Here is a 14,614-nt window from a genome sequence, read left to right on the forward strand (position 1 = left end):
GGCCCGCAACTCCTCAGGCCCGCACGTCTTCGGGGCGAGGCGACCTCAGAGCCGGGACAGCGCCGCGGTCGCGTACAGCACGTCCCGGATCGCCGCCCGGTCACCGGCCTTGCCCGCCGCCACGCGCTCCGGCACCACGTGCCCCGTGGCGAGCTGGCAGAACTCCAGGCTGTCCATCGCCACATGCGCCACCTGGTGGTCGGGCGAGGCCACCGCGCCCGGCGAGTCGAGCGCCAGCAGCCACTCGCCGCCACCGTCGCCCTCGATCTCCAGCTTGAGCGAACGCCCGGGCGAGCCCGCGGCCACCAGCCGTGCCGGCGACGTGGCCAGCCCGGCCCGGCGCCGTGCGGCGAGCGCCCGGGTCAGCTTGCCGGCGGTCAGCCCGACGATCTGCCGCATGTGGCCCTCGGCGGGCGTGTCGTACGGGTAGTCCACCGCCTCGGCGATGTCCGTGGCGTGCGTCCAGCACGCGAAGGCGCGGTCCACGAACGCGTCCTGGAAGGGCAGTTCGAAGTCGCCGTGGTCCACCGGGAGGCCCGCGACCCCCTCGCCCGCGAACGCGATCGTCCGCACCAGCCGGTGGCTCTGCTCGCGCCACAGCAGGCGGAGCGTCGCGCCCGGCAGGTCCTGGTGAGCGGCCCAGTGCGCCGCCGTGCGCGCCGCGGGTGAGCGCGGCAACTCGATCTCCTCGGCGGCATGGCTCAGGCGTACCGGCCGCGGCCGGTCGAGACCGTAGCGTTCGGTGGCGTCGTCGGCCGCCGTCTCGATGCTCTGCTGCGGCAGCCCGAGGGCCCGGCCGACCAGGCCGTCGACGGCGATCAGGTGGGCGATGACCTGTCCGACGGTGAACTCCCGTGTCACCGGGGCGCCGTCGAACCACTGCAACCGCACCGGCGCGGTCCAGTAGCCGTCACCCAGATCGCGCAGCAGCGCGTCCAGCCGGGCGGCCTCCGCGTCGTAGGGCCCGGCCCACTCCGGTACCGGGATGCGCGCCGGACGCCGCCCGAGGCACCCTTCGAGCACCCGCGCCCGCAGCAGCGGGTCCAGGTCCAGCGAGTCCTCCTGGTGCAGCAGGCCGACCGCGTCCCGCAGCCGCAGCGCCTCCTCGGCGCAGCTCGCGCAGTCCGTCAGGTGCACCTCGACGGCGAGGGTCTCGTCGCGAGAGCAGGCCGCCAGTGCCCAGGCACCCAGCAGCGACTTGAGGGTGCCGTGGTCGTACGGCGGCACGCGGACGGTGGTCACGGCCGAGGCCGTCGCCGGGCTGACGCGGGGCAGGTGGGGCAGGTGCGGCACAGGCGGGTCCGCCCCGTCGGTCGGTTCGGTCGGTTCGGGAGATACGGGGGACTCGGAGGAGCCGGAGGAGCCGGTCGGTCGCGGCGCGCCGAGGGCGGCAGGCGCGGTTTCGGCCGGGGAGCCGGTGGCAGGCCCGGCAGGCGTACCGGGGCCGGGCGACTGCGGGCCGAAGGAGCCGAAGGGCACGTCATCGGGCGCGTCGTGCTGTTCGCGCTGGGCGGGGACGCGGGCACGGCGCCCGTCTCCTCGGCCGTCGTCGGACGGGCCGTCGCCGTCGTGGTACGTCGGGCCGCTCACCGCTCGCCTCGCTTGGTGTTCTGCTCGAACGACGCCTCGGCCTGCTCGTCGGGCTCCATCGCGGTGGACAGCAGTTGCAGGCCCAACCGCAGCCTGCGGCGGGCCTCGTCCTCGCTGACCCCGAGATCGGCCGCCGCGGCGCGGTAGTCCAGCCGTTCCCGGTAGGCGAGTTCGAGGGCGGCGCGCAGCGGAGCCGGCATCGATGTCACGATGAAGTCGGCGCGCGCCGCGGTGTTGGCCTCGCGCACGCGTGCCTCCAGCACGTCGGGGTTGGTCCGGCCGCGGTTCGCGTACTGGCGCAACCGGTGCACCGCGTGCCGCTGGGTGAGCGCGGCGATCCACGACCGCAGCGAACCGTACTTCGGCTCGTAGGCGTCCGGGTTCTCCCAGACGTAGCCGAACACTTCGCGGGTGATCTGGTCCGCCGCGTCGTCGTCGTCGGTCACCCGGTGCGCGAGACCGTGGACCAGGGAGGCGTAGCGGTCGTACAGCTCACCGAGTGCCGCCTCCTCGCCCCGCGCCAGCCGCTGCTGCATCTTGCGGTCCCAGCGCGGCGGTGCGGGTGTCGCCATCTCCCGGCCCCCTTGCGTCGTCCGGCCTGTGCCTGCGTCCCCGACGTTACCGGGCACCCATGAGGGTGTACGCGGCTTTGCACCAACCTGACACCGGATGCGACCGCTTCTGTCGGTCTGTTATGCGGGTGTGACCAGAAGATTGCGGGGTTGCGACCGGGAGCGGGCATAGGGTCGTAGGACGGGAGAATCCAAGTCGACGGCGAGGCGAGGTGGGAACCGGTGCTGGTGACCCAGGCCGAGCGGGACGGCTGGGCGGTGGTCACGGTCGCGGGGGAGATGGACCTGATCTCCTCGCCCGCGGTCCGGCAGAAGGTGCATGAAGCGGTCGCCGACGGGCGGCGCAGCCTGGTGCTCGACCTCGCCGGGGTGCGGTTCTGCGACTCCAGCGGGGTGGGCGTGCTGATCGGCGCCCGACGGCTGATGCGGTCCTGCGCGGGGCGGCTGCGGATCGTGCTGCCTCGGGAGGACGACGAGGGTGCGCCGCACGGGTCGTCAGGCTCGTCCGGATCATCCGGCTCGTCCGGGGCGTCCGGGCAGATCGCCGGCCACGGCGGGGAAGCGCACGTCAACCGGGTACTGGCCGCGCTCGGGGTGCGCCGGCTTTTCGAGGTCTACCCGGACCTGGACGCGGCCACCGACGACACCGCCAGGCCGCTGTCCGCCTGAGCGCAGCGCTTCGCGGGCGGGCGCCCGCAACGCCGGGCCCGCGTTGTCCAGTACGTGGCCGGCGCGGGGTGACCGAGGATGGCCCCATGACCCTTCTCACCTTCGTGCGCGGCGACATCACCGAGGAACCGGTCGACGCGGTGGTCAACGCCGCGAACTCCTCCCTGCTCGGCGGTGGCGGCGTGGACGGCGCCATCCACCGCAAGGGCGGCCCCGAGATCCTGTCCGCCTGCCGCGACCTGCGGGCGTCGCACTACGGTCGCGGGCTGCCCACCGGCCAGGCCGTCGCCACCACCGCGGGACGGCTGCCGGCACATTGGGTCATCCACACCGTCGGCCCGGTCTGGCGGGCGGGGGAGGACCGTTCCGAACTCCTCGCTTCCTGCTACCGGGAGTCGCTGCGCGTAGCCGACGAACTGGGCGCCGCCACCGTCGCCTTTCCCGCCATCTCCACCGGCGTCTACGGCTGGCCGATCGACGACGGCGCCCGCATCGCCGTACAGACCGTGCGCGCGGCCTCCACCTCCGTCACGGAGGTGCGCTTCGTCCTCTTCGACGATGTCGCTTATGAGGCGTTTACGGCTTACGGGTAAACCACTTGCGGGGTGCTCGGCGTGGTCACGGAGCGTCCGCGGCGGGTTGTGTCCGATGCGTGACTTGTTACGCGGTGGAGTCGGGGTGGTCCTCAGGTACGCTCCATCGGGTGCGCGTACGTTCCAGGCTTCCCCAGGGAGCCGCTCGGCTGGTCCGAAGCGGTTCCGTGCCTGGCTGCGCGATCCCTGACCGGACGCGGCGCACAGTATGCGGTACGCCCGCTCCGTTGCGAGGGAATATGCCCGAAGCGCTTGTTGGAGTACCAGTCGGTCGACCAGGCTATGTGACGTCTGTGTCACATACGGTGACGACGGGCAGGCGTGAGACGTCGGGTCAGCCGGTTCGGATGGTGTGAGCAGTGCAGATGCTTCAGATGCAACTGGAGGTCGGTGTCGACCCGGCGGAGGTCGGACGCGCCCGCCGCTGGGCGAGGTCGCGACTGGTGGGTTCCGGGATAGGAGCCGACGAACCGGTCGCCGAGACGCTGCTCCTGCTCATCTCCGAACTCGTCACCAACGCCGTCGTACACACCGGCTGTCCGGCCGTGCTGCGCATGCTCTTCCCTGCCGCGCCGGCCGCTCCGGTACGGGTCGAGGTCGCCGACGCCAGCGTCCTGCCGCCCGCCCCGCGCCATGCCAACCGTGACGAGACCGGTGGCCGCGGCCTGGAACTGGTCGACGGCCTCGCCGACCGCTGGGGCTGGCACCCGGAAGGCGCGGGCAAGCAGATCTGGTGCGAGGTCGACCGAGGCGCGGCCACCGCGGTCCTGACCTGACCCTTTCGCCTCAACCGGACCGCCGGGCCGGCCGCGCCCTAACCGCGCGCCGACGTCTGGAACGTCCGCCGGTACACCGTCGGTGACACACCCAGCGCGCTCTGGATGTGCTGCCGCAGCGACGCACCCGTACCGAACCCCGCCTCCCGCGCGATCTGGTCCACCCCGAGATCGGTCGACTCCAGCAACTGCCGCGCCCGCTCGATCCGCTGCTGCGTCAGCCACTGCCCCGGACTCAGCCCCACCTCCTCCCGGAACCGCCGCGTGAACGTCCGTACGCTCATCGCCTCCCGCTCCGCGAGCTGCCGCAACGTCACCGGCTGCTCCAGCCGCTCCAACGCCCACGCCCTGGCCCGCTCGGTGCCCGCCAACTGCGGCTCGGGCAGCGGCCGCCGGATGTACTGCGCCTGACCGCCCTCCCGATGCGGCGGCACCACCGTCCGGCGGGCCACCCCGTTCGCCACCGCGGTGCCGAAGTCCCGCCGCACGATGTGCAGACACACGTCGATCCCCGCCGCCACCCCCGCCGAGGTGAGCACGTCGCCGTCGTCCACATACAGCACGTCCGGGTCCACCCGCACCCGCGGGAAGAGCCGTTGGAAGTGGTCCGCGCTGCGCCAGTGCGTGGTCGCCGGCCGCCCGTCCAGCAACCCCGCCGCCGCCAGCAGGAACGATCCCGTGCAGATCGACACCACCCGCGTACCCGGCCGGATCGCGTCGAACGCCGCCCTCAGCTCCGCGCTGAGCCGACCCTCCTCGTAGACGTCCTCCATCTCGTGTGACGCGGGCACCACCACCGTGTCCGCCTCGGCCAGCGCTTCCATGCCGTGCTCGACCGTGATCGTGAAGTCCGCGTCCGTCCGCACCGGACCCGGGCGCACGCTGCACGTCACCACCTCGTACAGCGCGGGGCCGCCCTCTTCCCGCTCCTGGCTCCTCGCGGCCCCGAAAATCCGCAGCGGGATGCCGAGTTCGAACGGGATCACCCCGTCGAGCACGAACACAGCCACCCGGTGCCGCCCACCGCCGCCGAACACCCGGGCCCGCGGGGGAATCCGAGAATCTGCCATGGCCCGATTCTTTCACACCATGGCCCTCGGGCCACTCGTCACCGAGGAGCTCTCCTCGGAGACTGAGCACCGTGACGCAGACATCTCGCACTCCCGCGCCCGCCGACGGCCCAGCCGCGCCCACCGGCTCCGCCACACCCGGCGACGCCACCGGGACGCGCCGGCACCCGCGCCCGCACCGCGCCTGGGCGGTTGCCGCCGTCACGTTCGTGACCATCATCGGATCTGCCGCATTCGCCTCCCTTCCCGGACTTCTGATCGACCCGCTGCACAGCGAGTTCGGCTGGTCGCGCGCGATGATCGGGTTCGCCGTCTCCATCAACCTCGCGCTGTACGGGCTGACGGCGCCGTTCGCCGCCGCGCTGATGGACCGCTTCGGCATCCGGCGCGTCGTCGCCTGCGCGTTGCTGACGATCGCACTCGGCGCCGGACTCACCGTCTACATGACCCAGGTCTGGCAACTGGTGCTCTGCTGGGGTGTCTTGGTGGGTCTGGGCAGCGGTTCGATGGCGCTCGCGTTCGCCGCGACCGTCGCCAACCGCTGGTTCGTCGCCCGCCGCGGCCTGGTCACCGGCATCCTCACCGCCGGTGGCGCCGCCGGGCAGTTGGTCTTCCTCCCTCTCCTTTCATGGATCACCGAACATCACGGCTGGCGTCCTGCCGCCGCGACGGTCGCGTTCGCGGCACTCGCCGTCGTGCCCTTCGTCTGGCTGCTGTTGCGCGACCACCCCGCGGACATCGGTGTGGCCCCCTACGGCGCGGCGGAGTTCACGCCCAAGCCCCCGCCGGTCACAGGGGCGGCCGGTCGTGCGCTGCGGGCTCTTCTCCAGGCGGCACGCGGCGGTACCTTCTGGCTGCTGGCCGGCAGCTTCGCGATCTGCGGTGCGTCGACCAACGGTCTGGTGAAGACCCACTTCGTGCCCGCCGCGCACGACCACGGGCTCCCGGTGACGACCGCGGCGTCCCTGCTCGCCGTCATCGGGGTGTTCGACATCGCGGGCACGGTGGCCTCCGGATGGTTCACCGACCGCCTGTCGCCGAGGCGGCTGCTCGCGATCTACTACGGACTGCGCGGACTCTCGCTGATGTTCCTCCCGATGCTCTTCTCGGACAGCATCCACCCCTCGATGGTGCTGTTCATCGTCTTCTACGGCCTCGACTGGGTGGCGACGGTGCCGCCGACCATCGCGCTGTGCCGTGAGCACTACGGCGAGAGCAGCGCGATCGTCTTCGGCTGGGTGCTCGCGGCCCACCAGATCGGTGCGGCCCTGGTCGCCTACCTCGGCGGGGTGGCGCGTGACGCGCTCGGTTCCTATGACGTCGTCTGGTACACCTCCGGTGCGTTGTGCGCGGTGGCCGCGCTGATGTCCCTGGTCGTCCGCCATCGGCCGGTCGCCGCGCCCGTGATGGCGGTTACTGGATGAACGCCCCGAATGTCTGTGCTAGTTCCGATTCGAGTGGAGTTCACTCGCCCGGGTGAACGGGACCGGCCGGAGCGGGCGGTGGGCGCCGCTCTCGCCCGGATCGGCCCTGGCAGAGCGGTCCGTACGGCCCGTTGAGAACGATTCGCGGTGAACGAGGCGGCACGCGCGGAACAGTTCGCGTGGATCGCCGTGGAGAAAGGGCCGTGCGCGTGCGCAACGGCCGGGGCGGGCGGCTCGCAGGGAACGAGCGGTGCGGATCGAACGAGCCGCGGTGACGGGGGCGTTGCACCGCCGCCCGCCGCCCGCGCCCGCCGCCCACCGCTCACCGCCCGAGGCAGGCCTCGCCCGCGCCCGCGCCGGTCGGCTTCCGCGTACCGCTCTACCGCGCGCGGGCGGCCGCGCGCGCGATGCGGCGCGCGTCGATCGCCATTTCGCGGAACATCCCGCTGATCGGATTGGTGAACCCGGTGAAGTACAGCCCGGGCGCGCTCGCGGGCGTCCTGGCTCCGTGCACCACCGGGCGGCCGCGGCCGTCGAGCACGCCGAGGTGGCCCACGAGCGGTTCGAGGCCCCGCCGGTAGCCGGTCGCGGTGATCACCGCTTCCGGGCTGATCTCGGAGCCGTCGGCGAGGCGCACCTTGTCTCCGTCGAACTCGGTGACGGCGACGACGGGTTCGACCCGGCGCGAGCGGACGGCCGCGATCAGGCCGACGTCCTGCACCGGAATCGCGCCGTCCAGCACGCGCGAGTACAAGCCGGTCTCGGGGCGGGGCAGGCCGTACGCGGACAGGTCCGGTACGCCGGCCCGTTCGATGTACGGCGCGACGCGGTCCACCAGCCGCGTCGGCAGTCGGCGGCAGACGATCCCGCTTGCCTGCGCGGGCCAGCCGAGCGTCGAACGGCGCAGGATATGAGGGGGTGTCCGCACCGCGAGGCGTACTCGCGAGGCGCCGCCCTCCATCAGGTCGACGGCGATCTCCGCACCGGTGTTGCCCGCGCCGACCACGAGGACGTCCCGCCCGTTATAGGGGACGGCGTTGCGGTAGCGGGCCGCGTGCAGAAGATCGCCGGAGAAGGTGTTTCGTCCCGGCCAGTCGGGTATGTACGGACTGTGGTTGTGGCCGGTCGCCACCACGACCACGGCGGAGGAGAGCACCCGGCCTCCGGTCGCGGGCAGTTCCCAGCCCGCGCCCTTCCGTTCCACTCGTCCCACCTCGATGCCGGTGGCGATCTCGAGTTCGTGGTATTCGGCGTACTTCTCGAGGTAGCGCACCACGTCGTCCCTGCTGACCCATCGGCCGAACCGGCGCGGAATGGGCAGTCCCGGCAGCGCCGACAACCGCCGCGTGGTGTGCAGATGCAGCCGGTCGTAGTGGCCGCGCCAAGACGCTCCCACGTGTTCCGCGCGTTCCACCACGAGCGGCCTGAGCCCCCGCTCCCGCAGTGCCGCGGCCGCGGCCAGTCCGCCGGGGCCGGCGCCGATGACGATGGCGTCGGGAGCTGCGGGGGGCGGGGGGACCCGGTCGGTGGCGGTCGTGGGGTCGGCCATGGGGGCACTCCTGAGCCTGAATACGTCTGTCGCGAGCAAGGTGGTGGTAGCCGGAAGGTATTCCGACGAGCGGGTGCGAGCGTAACCCCCCATGCCGGTCGAGCGGCATGGGCCGTTGCGGGCTGCCCACTTGCCGGTCACGGTCCGCCACTTGCCGCCCACAGGCAACCGGTTGTCGGCCGATACCGATGGCCGGTCGCCCGCAGCGCCTCGCCGCCGCTGGCGGTGCGCCGCTCGCGTTGCCCGTCTGACCGGAAACGCAGCGAAGCGGGCGCCGGCGGTCTCCCCCGAGACCTTGTGGCGCCCGCGTCGAGGCGTGGTGTTGCGGCAGGACTGGCGAGTGCGGGGCCGAACGGCCCTGCGGGTGAAGGGTGTTGGGACGGTCGCTACTTCGGTGGTTTCTTCCCGGTGACCCCGAGGTGGACGAGCAGCGCCAGGTTCGGCTTCAGGTCGGCCTGCTTGACGCCGGACCCGGTGAAACCTTTCTGGTGGGCGGCGACCGCAGCCAGCATGGCCACCAGCGAACCGGCCACGGCCGGCGCGCTGACCTGCTTGTCGACCTTGCCCTTGCTCTGAAGGTCCTTGATGGACTCGGTGAGTGAGCCCGTCACGGAGTTGAGGATGCGGGTGCGGATTCTGTTGAAGCGCTTGTCGCCTTCGGCGGCACCGAGGTCGATCACGCGCAGGATGGCGTCGTTCCTGCGCCAGAAGGACAGGAAGCCGTCCACGAGTTGGTCTGCGGCGAGCGCGCCGGACTTGCCGACCCAGGAGCGGCCCGCGACCAGTTCGGTCAGGCTCGCCCCCTCTTTGGCCATCTCATCGGCGAGTTCAAGGACGGCGCCCTCGACGTCGGGGAAGTACTGATAGAACGTTGCGGGGGAGGTGCCCGCCATCCGGGCGACGTCAATCACCTTGACATCCCGGTACGGCGACGTGCTGAGCATCTCGCCGAGGCAGTCCAGCAGCTTCTGCCGCGTTGCCTGCCCGCGGCGGCCCGCAACACGGCCGTCGACGGTGCGAACTTGTCCTGTCATGCCGTCAGTTTACCGACCCGTGATCGGCGCGCGATTTGGCGGCGTGCAAACGGGGACGCTCTCCTTCCGCTTGGCGAACCACCAGTTCAACGGTGCTTTCTTCCGTCCCGGCGGCCCCACGGGGCGGCGCGTGAAATGTGGCGAATGGGTGATTCGGCGGCCTGGAGCGGGCGACTCGAAGAATTGACCATATGTTCGAATTCCAGCGGGTGTGGTGGGGAAGATCACTGGTTACGGTGGCGATGACAGCGTGTCGCGGACACGGCGCGGGCCATCGTGAAGGTACGGGAGGATCGAGTCATGTCGGCATTCGGAGAAGGCGCCCCGTGCTGGGCGGATGTGGCACTGCCCGACCTCGCCGTCGGCCGGACCTTCTACGGCGAACTGCTCGGCTGGACCTTCGAGGACCAGGGGGAGGAGTTCGGCCACTACACGATGGCCCTGCGCGACGGCGTCAAGGTCGCGGCCCTGATGCCGAAGGTGGACCCGTCGATGCCCACCGCCTGGGGCGTCTTCCTCGCGGTCGCCGACGTGGCCCGGACCGCCGAGAAGGTCAGGGCGGCCGGCGGGCAGGTGGCCTTCGGGCCGGACGCGGTCGGCGACAGCGGAGTGATGGCCGGGGTCGTCGACCCGGGCGGCTCCTTCGTCGGCCTCTGGCAGCCCGCCGGCCACCAGGGTTTCGACCTGGTCAACAAGCCCGGCGCCTACGCCTGGTCGGAGAACCACACGCGGGATGCCGAGGCCGTGGACGCCTTCTACCAGGACGTCTTCGGATACGAGTCCCAGCAGGTCGGCGACGGCGTTCACTTCGACTACAAGGTGTGGTCCGTGCCCGGCGCCGAGGACCCCTCGCTCGGCCGGCTGAAGCTGGACGGCACCGCGGAGGACACCCCCAGCGCGTACCAGGTCTACTTCGCGGTCGGTGACTGCGACGACGCGGCCGCCACCGTCCGCCGGCTCGGCGGCCAGGTGCTGGTGGGCCCCGCGGAGTCGCCGTACGGCCGCACCGCCATCGTCACCGACGACCAGGGAGCGCGGTTCGCCGTGATCGACCTCGCGCGCCGGTCCGACTCGATACCCGGTCAGTGAGGCCGGACGCCACCTTCTGACACCCGTTCCGGCGCGGCGGATGGCCGTCGGGCACCGGGCAGCGGATGATAACGAGTTCGCTTTCCGGGCGTGTCGGGACGGCCCCGGGTTCGCAACCGGCGCTCTTCCCAGGAAGAATCGGGTCCGTACCCTGGCACGGGAGCCAGCGACCGGCCGGACGGGGCCGCGCAGCACGGGGAACGGCCGCGGACAACGCGGGCACGGGGAGGTGGCAGGGCAAGTGGTGGAGCAGCTTACGCAGCATGACCCGAGACGGATCGGCCCTTTCGAGGTGCTGGGACGGCTCGGCGCCGGCGGCATGGGGCTGGTCTATCTCGCCCGCTCGGCCTCCGGTCGGCGAGTGGCGATCAAGACCGTGCGGGCGGAACTCGCCGAGGACCAGCTCTTCCGCGTCCGCTTCACCCGTGAGGTCGAGGCGGCCCGTGCCGTGTCCGGCTTCTACACCGCCGCCGTCGTCGACGCCGACCCTCGTGCCGCCGTCCCCTGGCTCGCCACCGCCTACGTCCCGGCGCCGTCCCTGGAAGAGATCGTCAACGAGTCCGGCCCGCTGCCCGCCCAGGGAGTGCGCTGGCTCGCCGCCGGGATCGCCGAGGCCCTGCAGTCGATCCACGCCGCGGGCCTGGTGCACCGGGACATGAAGCCGTCGAACGTACTGGTCGTCGAGGACGGACCGCGGGTGATCGACTTCGGCATCGCCTCCGGGGTGTCCAACACCCGGCTGACGATGACGAACGTCGCGGTCGGCACCCCCGCCTACATGTCGCCCGAGCAGGCCCGTGACTCCCGCAGCGTGCGCGGCGCCAGCGACATCTTCTCGCTCGGGTCCACCCTGGTCTTCGCCTCGACCGGCCATGCCCCGTTCCACGGGGCCAACCCGGTCGAGACCGTCTTCATGCTGCTGCGCGAGGGCCCCGACCTGGCCGGTCTGCCCGACGAATTGCGCCCGCTGATCGAGTCGTGCATGCGGATGAAGGCCGAGGAGCGTCCCACCCCGGCCGATCTGCAGGCGCAGCTCGCCCCGCACCTGTTCTCCTCCGGCGGCGACGACACCGGCACCGCGTCGGCCTGGTTGCCCCCCGGCGCGGTCGCCCTGATCGAGGAACGCCACCGCAGCAGGATCGGCCCGGTGCAGAACGGCGGCCGCAGCGCGCGCCAGCCCGGCGCACAGGTGTCCGGCCCGCAGGTCCCCCTGCCGTCGGCCCCCGCGCCCGCACCCCAGCCGCCCATGCCGCAGGCTCCCGCGCCGCAGCCCTCCGGCCTGGTGCCGCCGCCGCCCGTGTCACCGCCCCGCCCGCAGCAGCCGCCCCGCAGCCCCGCCCCCCAGCACGCGGCCGCGTCCGTACAACTCGCCGGGTCCGCGCCGATCGGGCCCGGGCTGCGGCTGGCGCGGGCGGCCGACCTCAAGGCGACGGCCGGACCGGTTCCGGGAACCGAGTGGGTGCGCCCCCGCGGCGGTGCCCATCGGGCCGCGGAGGCCCCGCCGCCGTCCGTGGCCGCGGTACCGCGTCCGTCCGGCCCGCCGGGGGAGTGGCGGCCCTGGCGGTTCCGGATGTCGAACGACGTGTGGGGCACACCCGTGGTGGACAGCGGACTGCTGTACGTCACGTCCTTCGAGGTACACGCACTCGATGTGGCCAGCGGGCGGCGGCAGTTCAAGACCAGGGACGTGGCCTGGACGATGGCGGTGGCCGGCGGCCGTATCCACGCGTCGGACGGGCCCAGCCTGTTCGCGTTGGGCGCGACCGACGGCGGCGAGCGGTGGCGTACCCCGATCGACGGCTGGGTGTACGCCGTGCAGGCCGACGCGAGCACCGTCGTCACCGGCACCCGTGGCGGCGTGGTGCAGGCGTGGGATGCCGAGCGGGGGACGCTGCGGTGGGAGCGGGCCGGGGCGCAGACGGAGTTCGAGTCGCCGGACGCCGGACCCGCCATCGAGAACCGGACGGTGTTCTACCAGGGCGGCGGCCTGCTGCACGCGGTGGACGCGCTCAACGGCTCGGAGCTGTGGTCGTATCCGGTGGGGGAGCCCGGCGCGGCCGGGTCGGTGGTGACCCGGCCGGTGGTCGCCGACGGCGTCGTCCACCTGACCGCCGGCACCCGGGTGCTGGCCCTCGACGCGCGCACCGGCGCGGAGCGATGGCACTTCGAGGCGCCCGCCGTGATGTTCGCGCCCCCCGCGCATGTACCCGGCCCGGGCGCGTCCGGCGGCGGGATCTACGTCACCGACCACCTCGGCACGGTGTACGCGCTGGACCCGGCGGACGGCCGGGACCGCTGGCGGGTCGCCACCGAGCCGCGGCAGTCGCTGGAGCCGGTGGTGGTCGCCGCCGGCGGGGTCCACCTCGGGGCGGGCAGCGCGCTGTACACGCTGGACGCGGTGAGCGGGACGCCGCGCTGGCGGTTCGCCGCGCAGGGCGAGATCGTCGGGTCGCCCGCGGTGGCGGACGGGCGGGTGCACTTCGGTTCGAAGGACCACTGCCTGTACACGGTGGACGCGCAGGGTGGCCAGTTGCGGTGGCGGCTGGAGACCGGTGGCGAGATCACCGGATCACCGGTCACCGCCGACGGTGTGGTCTACGCCTGCTCCAAGGATCGTTGCGTCTACGCCCTGGACGCGGCGAAGGGCACCGGCTCGACCTCGCGCCGGGCCTGAGCGGGGAGCGGGAAGCAGGGAGCGGGGAGCAGGGCCCTGCGGGGCGGGCCCGGACGGTAGGCCCCGGGCACCGGTGGTTCACGGCTCCGCCGGACCGTCGGGGGAGAGCGGCTCGGAGCGCTTCGAGTACGGCGGCGGCGACGGCGGGTAGGGCGGAGGAGACTCCTGCGGCGGTTCGTCGACGTCGTCCGACGGCAGGGGTTCGGGCCGGCCGTAGCGCGGGCGGCGCAGCCCCGAGAGCAGGAAGGCCCCCGCGAACAGCAGCAGCCCGCTCGCGACCGCGACACCTACGCCCGTGTCGAGCCCGTCGCCGCCCGCGGTCAGTGACCCGGAGAACTGCGCTTGCCGGACCATCCACAGCACCGTGACGCCCAGCGCCAGGCAGCCGGCCAGCGCCACCGCCGCCCATGACCGCGCCAGCACGCCCAGCAGCGTGAGCAGCGCGGCGAAGCCCATCGGCAGGAAGAGGGAGCCGAGCAGGGCCGCGTCATGATCGGTGACGCCGACGCCCGTGAAGAGGTCGTTGACCCGGATGTCGGAGCCGTGACGGCCGCCGTACCAGGCTCGGAAGGGGCACCAGACGGCGGCCGTCGCTCCGGCGAGCGCGAGCAGTGACCCCATGACGTTGCGGACCATCGGGGTGCCACCGCCTCGTGTCGCTCACTCGGCCCCCACGTGGCCGACGCTACGCCGGGCGCCGCGGCACTGCCACGCGAGCGCGGGCGCGGGAGTGACCACCGCGCCGACCAGCACTTTTACCCCACGGGCTCACCTACCGGCTCCCCTACGGGGACCGAGGCTTCACCGGTTCCACGGCCCGACCCGCGCTTCCGGTTCCATCCGCTGCACCGGCACTCCGCGGGTGCGGAATCCCCGCGCACCCCGCGCACCCGCGCACCCGCGCACCCCGCACCCCGCACCCGCGCACATCTCCCACCCTCCGCACCGCACAGGTCGGCCGCAGCGCCCCCTCCGCGCTGCGGCCGACCTGCTGCCCGGACTGTGAGCCGGCCCCCTGAGCCAGCTCGCCGGTCCCCCCTCGGGCGTCCCCCTCTTCTCCAGCGGACCCGGAAACCCCCATCTCCAGGTCCACGGGACCATGCCCGCCGCTGGGCAGTTCGCCCGGCGCCCCGTGCCACACCGTGCCGTGCCGCACGGGCGCCTCGCGGCGGATCAGTTTGCGGGCTCGGACTCGGTGTGCCAGTTGTTCGGCTTGACCTGACCGGGCTTCGTCGTGGGCTTGTCCGCCAGCAGCCCGTCGACCGGGGCCTCCGAGGCGTCCTCCGTGTGCCAGTTGGCCGGCTCGACCTTTCCCGGAGTCGGCGTGGTCGGCGGAGCGGGGTCGGTCGGGTCGGTCGGCGGCTGGTTCTCGGTGGTCTCGGTGGTCTCAGTCGTCATGGTGGTTCTCCTGCACTTCGGGGACCTGCTGTGGTGAAGCCCACCCGGCGACGACCCCCGTGCATCACCGGGCGGGCGGCTCGTGCGGTGATGGAATCGTGGCAGCCGCCGATAATCAACCGATAAACGGTATCGATGAGTTGCCGAATCGGCTGGTAGCAGTCCCGGGCCGCGAG

General features: G+C 72.7%; 13 protein-coding genes. 6 read left to right on the forward strand and 7 right to left on the reverse strand.

The features are described from left to right. Nucleotides 1-45 precede the first annotated feature (45 nt). Together OG896_RS23290 and OG896_RS23295 are read right to left on the reverse strand one after the other, a co-directional pair. The gene (locus OG896_RS23290) at nt 46-1,590 is read right to left on the reverse strand and encodes a hypothetical protein (RefSeq protein WP_329368316.1); all 1,545 of its coding nucleotides are present in this window, start codon (nt 1,588-1,590) and stop codon (nt 46-48) included. Further along, a complete protein-coding gene (locus OG896_RS23295; protein ID WP_329368317.1) occupies nt 1,587-2,162 on the reverse strand; it encodes a sigma-70 family RNA polymerase sigma factor in 576 nt (191 codons plus the stop codon). The genes OG896_RS23290 and OG896_RS23295 overlap by 4 nt, the downstream gene beginning before the upstream one ends. A 279-nt stretch (nt 2,163-2,441) precedes the next feature. On the opposite strand from OG896_RS23295, the gene OG896_RS23300 reads away from it, so the two are divergent. From OG896_RS23300 to OG896_RS23310, 3 genes are all read left to right on the forward strand, one after another. Further along, nucleotides 2,442-2,831: an STAS domain-containing protein gene (locus OG896_RS23300; protein WP_402450412.1), complete on the forward strand. Its 390-nt coding sequence runs from the start codon at nt 2,442-2,444 to the stop codon at nt 2,829-2,831. Nucleotides 2,832-2,917: 86 nt separating this feature from the next. Next, nucleotides 2,918-3,424 (forward strand): O-acetyl-ADP-ribose deacetylase, encoded by a 507-nt coding sequence (locus OG896_RS23305; protein ID WP_329368319.1) that lies wholly within the window; start codon nt 2,918-2,920, stop codon nt 3,422-3,424. Nucleotides 3,425-3,783: 359 nt separating this feature from the next. Then, nucleotides 3,784-4,200, forward strand: coding sequence for an ATP-binding protein (locus OG896_RS23310; RefSeq protein WP_328465065.1), 417 nt, complete (start codon nt 3,784-3,786; stop codon nt 4,198-4,200). A gap of 38 nt (nt 4,201-4,238) precedes the next feature. Here the strand turns inward: OG896_RS23310 and OG896_RS23315 are convergent, their stop codons facing one another. Beyond that, nucleotides 4,239-5,270 (reverse strand): GlxA family transcriptional regulator, encoded by a 1,032-nt coding sequence (locus OG896_RS23315; RefSeq protein WP_329368322.1) that lies wholly within the window; start codon nt 5,268-5,270, stop codon nt 4,239-4,241. A gap of 71 nt (nt 5,271-5,341) precedes the next feature. Here OG896_RS23315 and OG896_RS23320 point away from each other — a divergent pair, with 71 nt between their 5' ends. After that, nucleotides 5,342-6,694, forward strand: coding sequence for an MFS transporter (locus tag OG896_RS23320; protein ID WP_329368323.1), 1,353 nt, complete (start codon nt 5,342-5,344; stop codon nt 6,692-6,694). Between the two features lie 379 nt (nt 6,695-7,073). Here OG896_RS23320 and OG896_RS23325 read toward each other — a convergent pair whose 3' ends face one another. Together OG896_RS23325 and OG896_RS23330 are read right to left on the reverse strand one after the other, a co-directional pair. Then, nucleotides 7,074-8,243, reverse strand: coding sequence for a flavin-containing monooxygenase (locus OG896_RS23325; protein ID WP_329368325.1), 1,170 nt, complete (start codon nt 8,241-8,243; stop codon nt 7,074-7,076). A gap of 386 nt (nt 8,244-8,629) precedes the next feature. Then, nucleotides 8,630-9,277: a TetR/AcrR family transcriptional regulator gene (locus tag OG896_RS23330; protein WP_328465059.1), complete on the reverse strand. Its 648-nt coding sequence runs from the start codon at nt 9,275-9,277 to the stop codon at nt 8,630-8,632. A gap of 300 nt (nt 9,278-9,577) precedes the next feature. On the opposite strand from OG896_RS23330, the gene OG896_RS23335 reads away from it, so the two are divergent. Continuing rightward, a complete protein-coding gene (locus tag OG896_RS23335) occupies nt 9,578-10,366 on the forward strand; it encodes a VOC family protein (protein ID WP_329368328.1) in 789 nt (262 codons plus the stop codon). Between the two features lie 241 nt (nt 10,367-10,607). After that, nucleotides 10,608-13,040, forward strand: a complete 2,433-nt coding sequence (locus OG896_RS23340) for an outer membrane protein assembly factor BamB family protein (RefSeq protein WP_329368330.1) — start codon at nt 10,608-10,610, stop codon at nt 13,038-13,040. Nucleotides 13,041-13,118: 78 nt separating this feature from the next. Here the strand turns inward: OG896_RS23340 and OG896_RS23345 are convergent, their stop codons facing one another. Together OG896_RS23345 and OG896_RS23350 are read right to left on the reverse strand one after the other, a co-directional pair. Next, complete coding sequence (locus tag OG896_RS23345) at nt 13,119-13,676, reverse strand: hypothetical protein (RefSeq protein WP_329368333.1); 558 nt, start codon at nt 13,674-13,676, stop codon at nt 13,119-13,121. A gap of 537 nt (nt 13,677-14,213) precedes the next feature. Beyond that, the gene (locus OG896_RS23350) at nt 14,214-14,438 is read right to left on the reverse strand and encodes a hypothetical protein (protein WP_329368335.1); all 225 of its coding nucleotides are present in this window, start codon (nt 14,436-14,438) and stop codon (nt 14,214-14,216) included. Nucleotides 14,439-14,614: the final 176 nt, after the last annotated feature.

This window comes from Streptomyces sp. NBC_00669, assembly GCF_036226785.1.
Classification (GTDB): domain Bacteria; phylum Actinomycetota; class Actinomycetes; order Streptomycetales; family Streptomycetaceae; genus Actinacidiphila.

Excerpts from the sequence above, each read along its gene's own strand:
- OG896_RS23300 (WP_402450412.1), top strand. The coding sequence starts at position 2,442 with ATGGACCTGATCTCCTCGCCCGCGGTCCGGCAGAAGGTGCATGAAGCG.
- OG896_RS23295 (WP_329368317.1), bottom strand. The coding sequence starts at position 2,162 with ATGGCGACACCCGCACCGCCGCGCTGGGACCGCAAGATGCAGCAGCGG.
- OG896_RS23330 (WP_328465059.1), bottom strand. The coding sequence starts at position 9,277 with ATGACAGGACAAGTTCGCACCGTCGACGGCCGTGTTGCGGGCCGCCGC.
- OG896_RS23345 (WP_329368333.1), bottom strand. The coding sequence starts at position 13,676 with ATGGTCCGCAACGTCATGGGGTCACTGCTCGCGCTCGCCGGAGCGACG.
- OG896_RS23350 (WP_329368335.1), bottom strand. The coding sequence starts at position 14,438 with ATGACGACTGAGACCACCGAGACCACCGAGAACCAGCCGCCGACCGAC.
- OG896_RS23325 (WP_329368325.1), bottom strand. The coding sequence starts at position 8,243 with ATGGCCGACCCCACGACCGCCACCGACCGGGTCCCCCCGCCCCCCGCA.
- OG896_RS23315 (WP_329368322.1), bottom strand. The coding sequence starts at position 5,270 with ATGGCAGATTCTCGGATTCCCCCGCGGGCCCGGGTGTTCGGCGGCGGT.
- OG896_RS23335 (WP_329368328.1), top strand. The coding sequence starts at position 9,578 with ATGTCGGCATTCGGAGAAGGCGCCCCGTGCTGGGCGGATGTGGCACTG.
- OG896_RS23305 (WP_329368319.1), top strand. The coding sequence starts at position 2,918 with ATGACCCTTCTCACCTTCGTGCGCGGCGACATCACCGAGGAACCGGTC.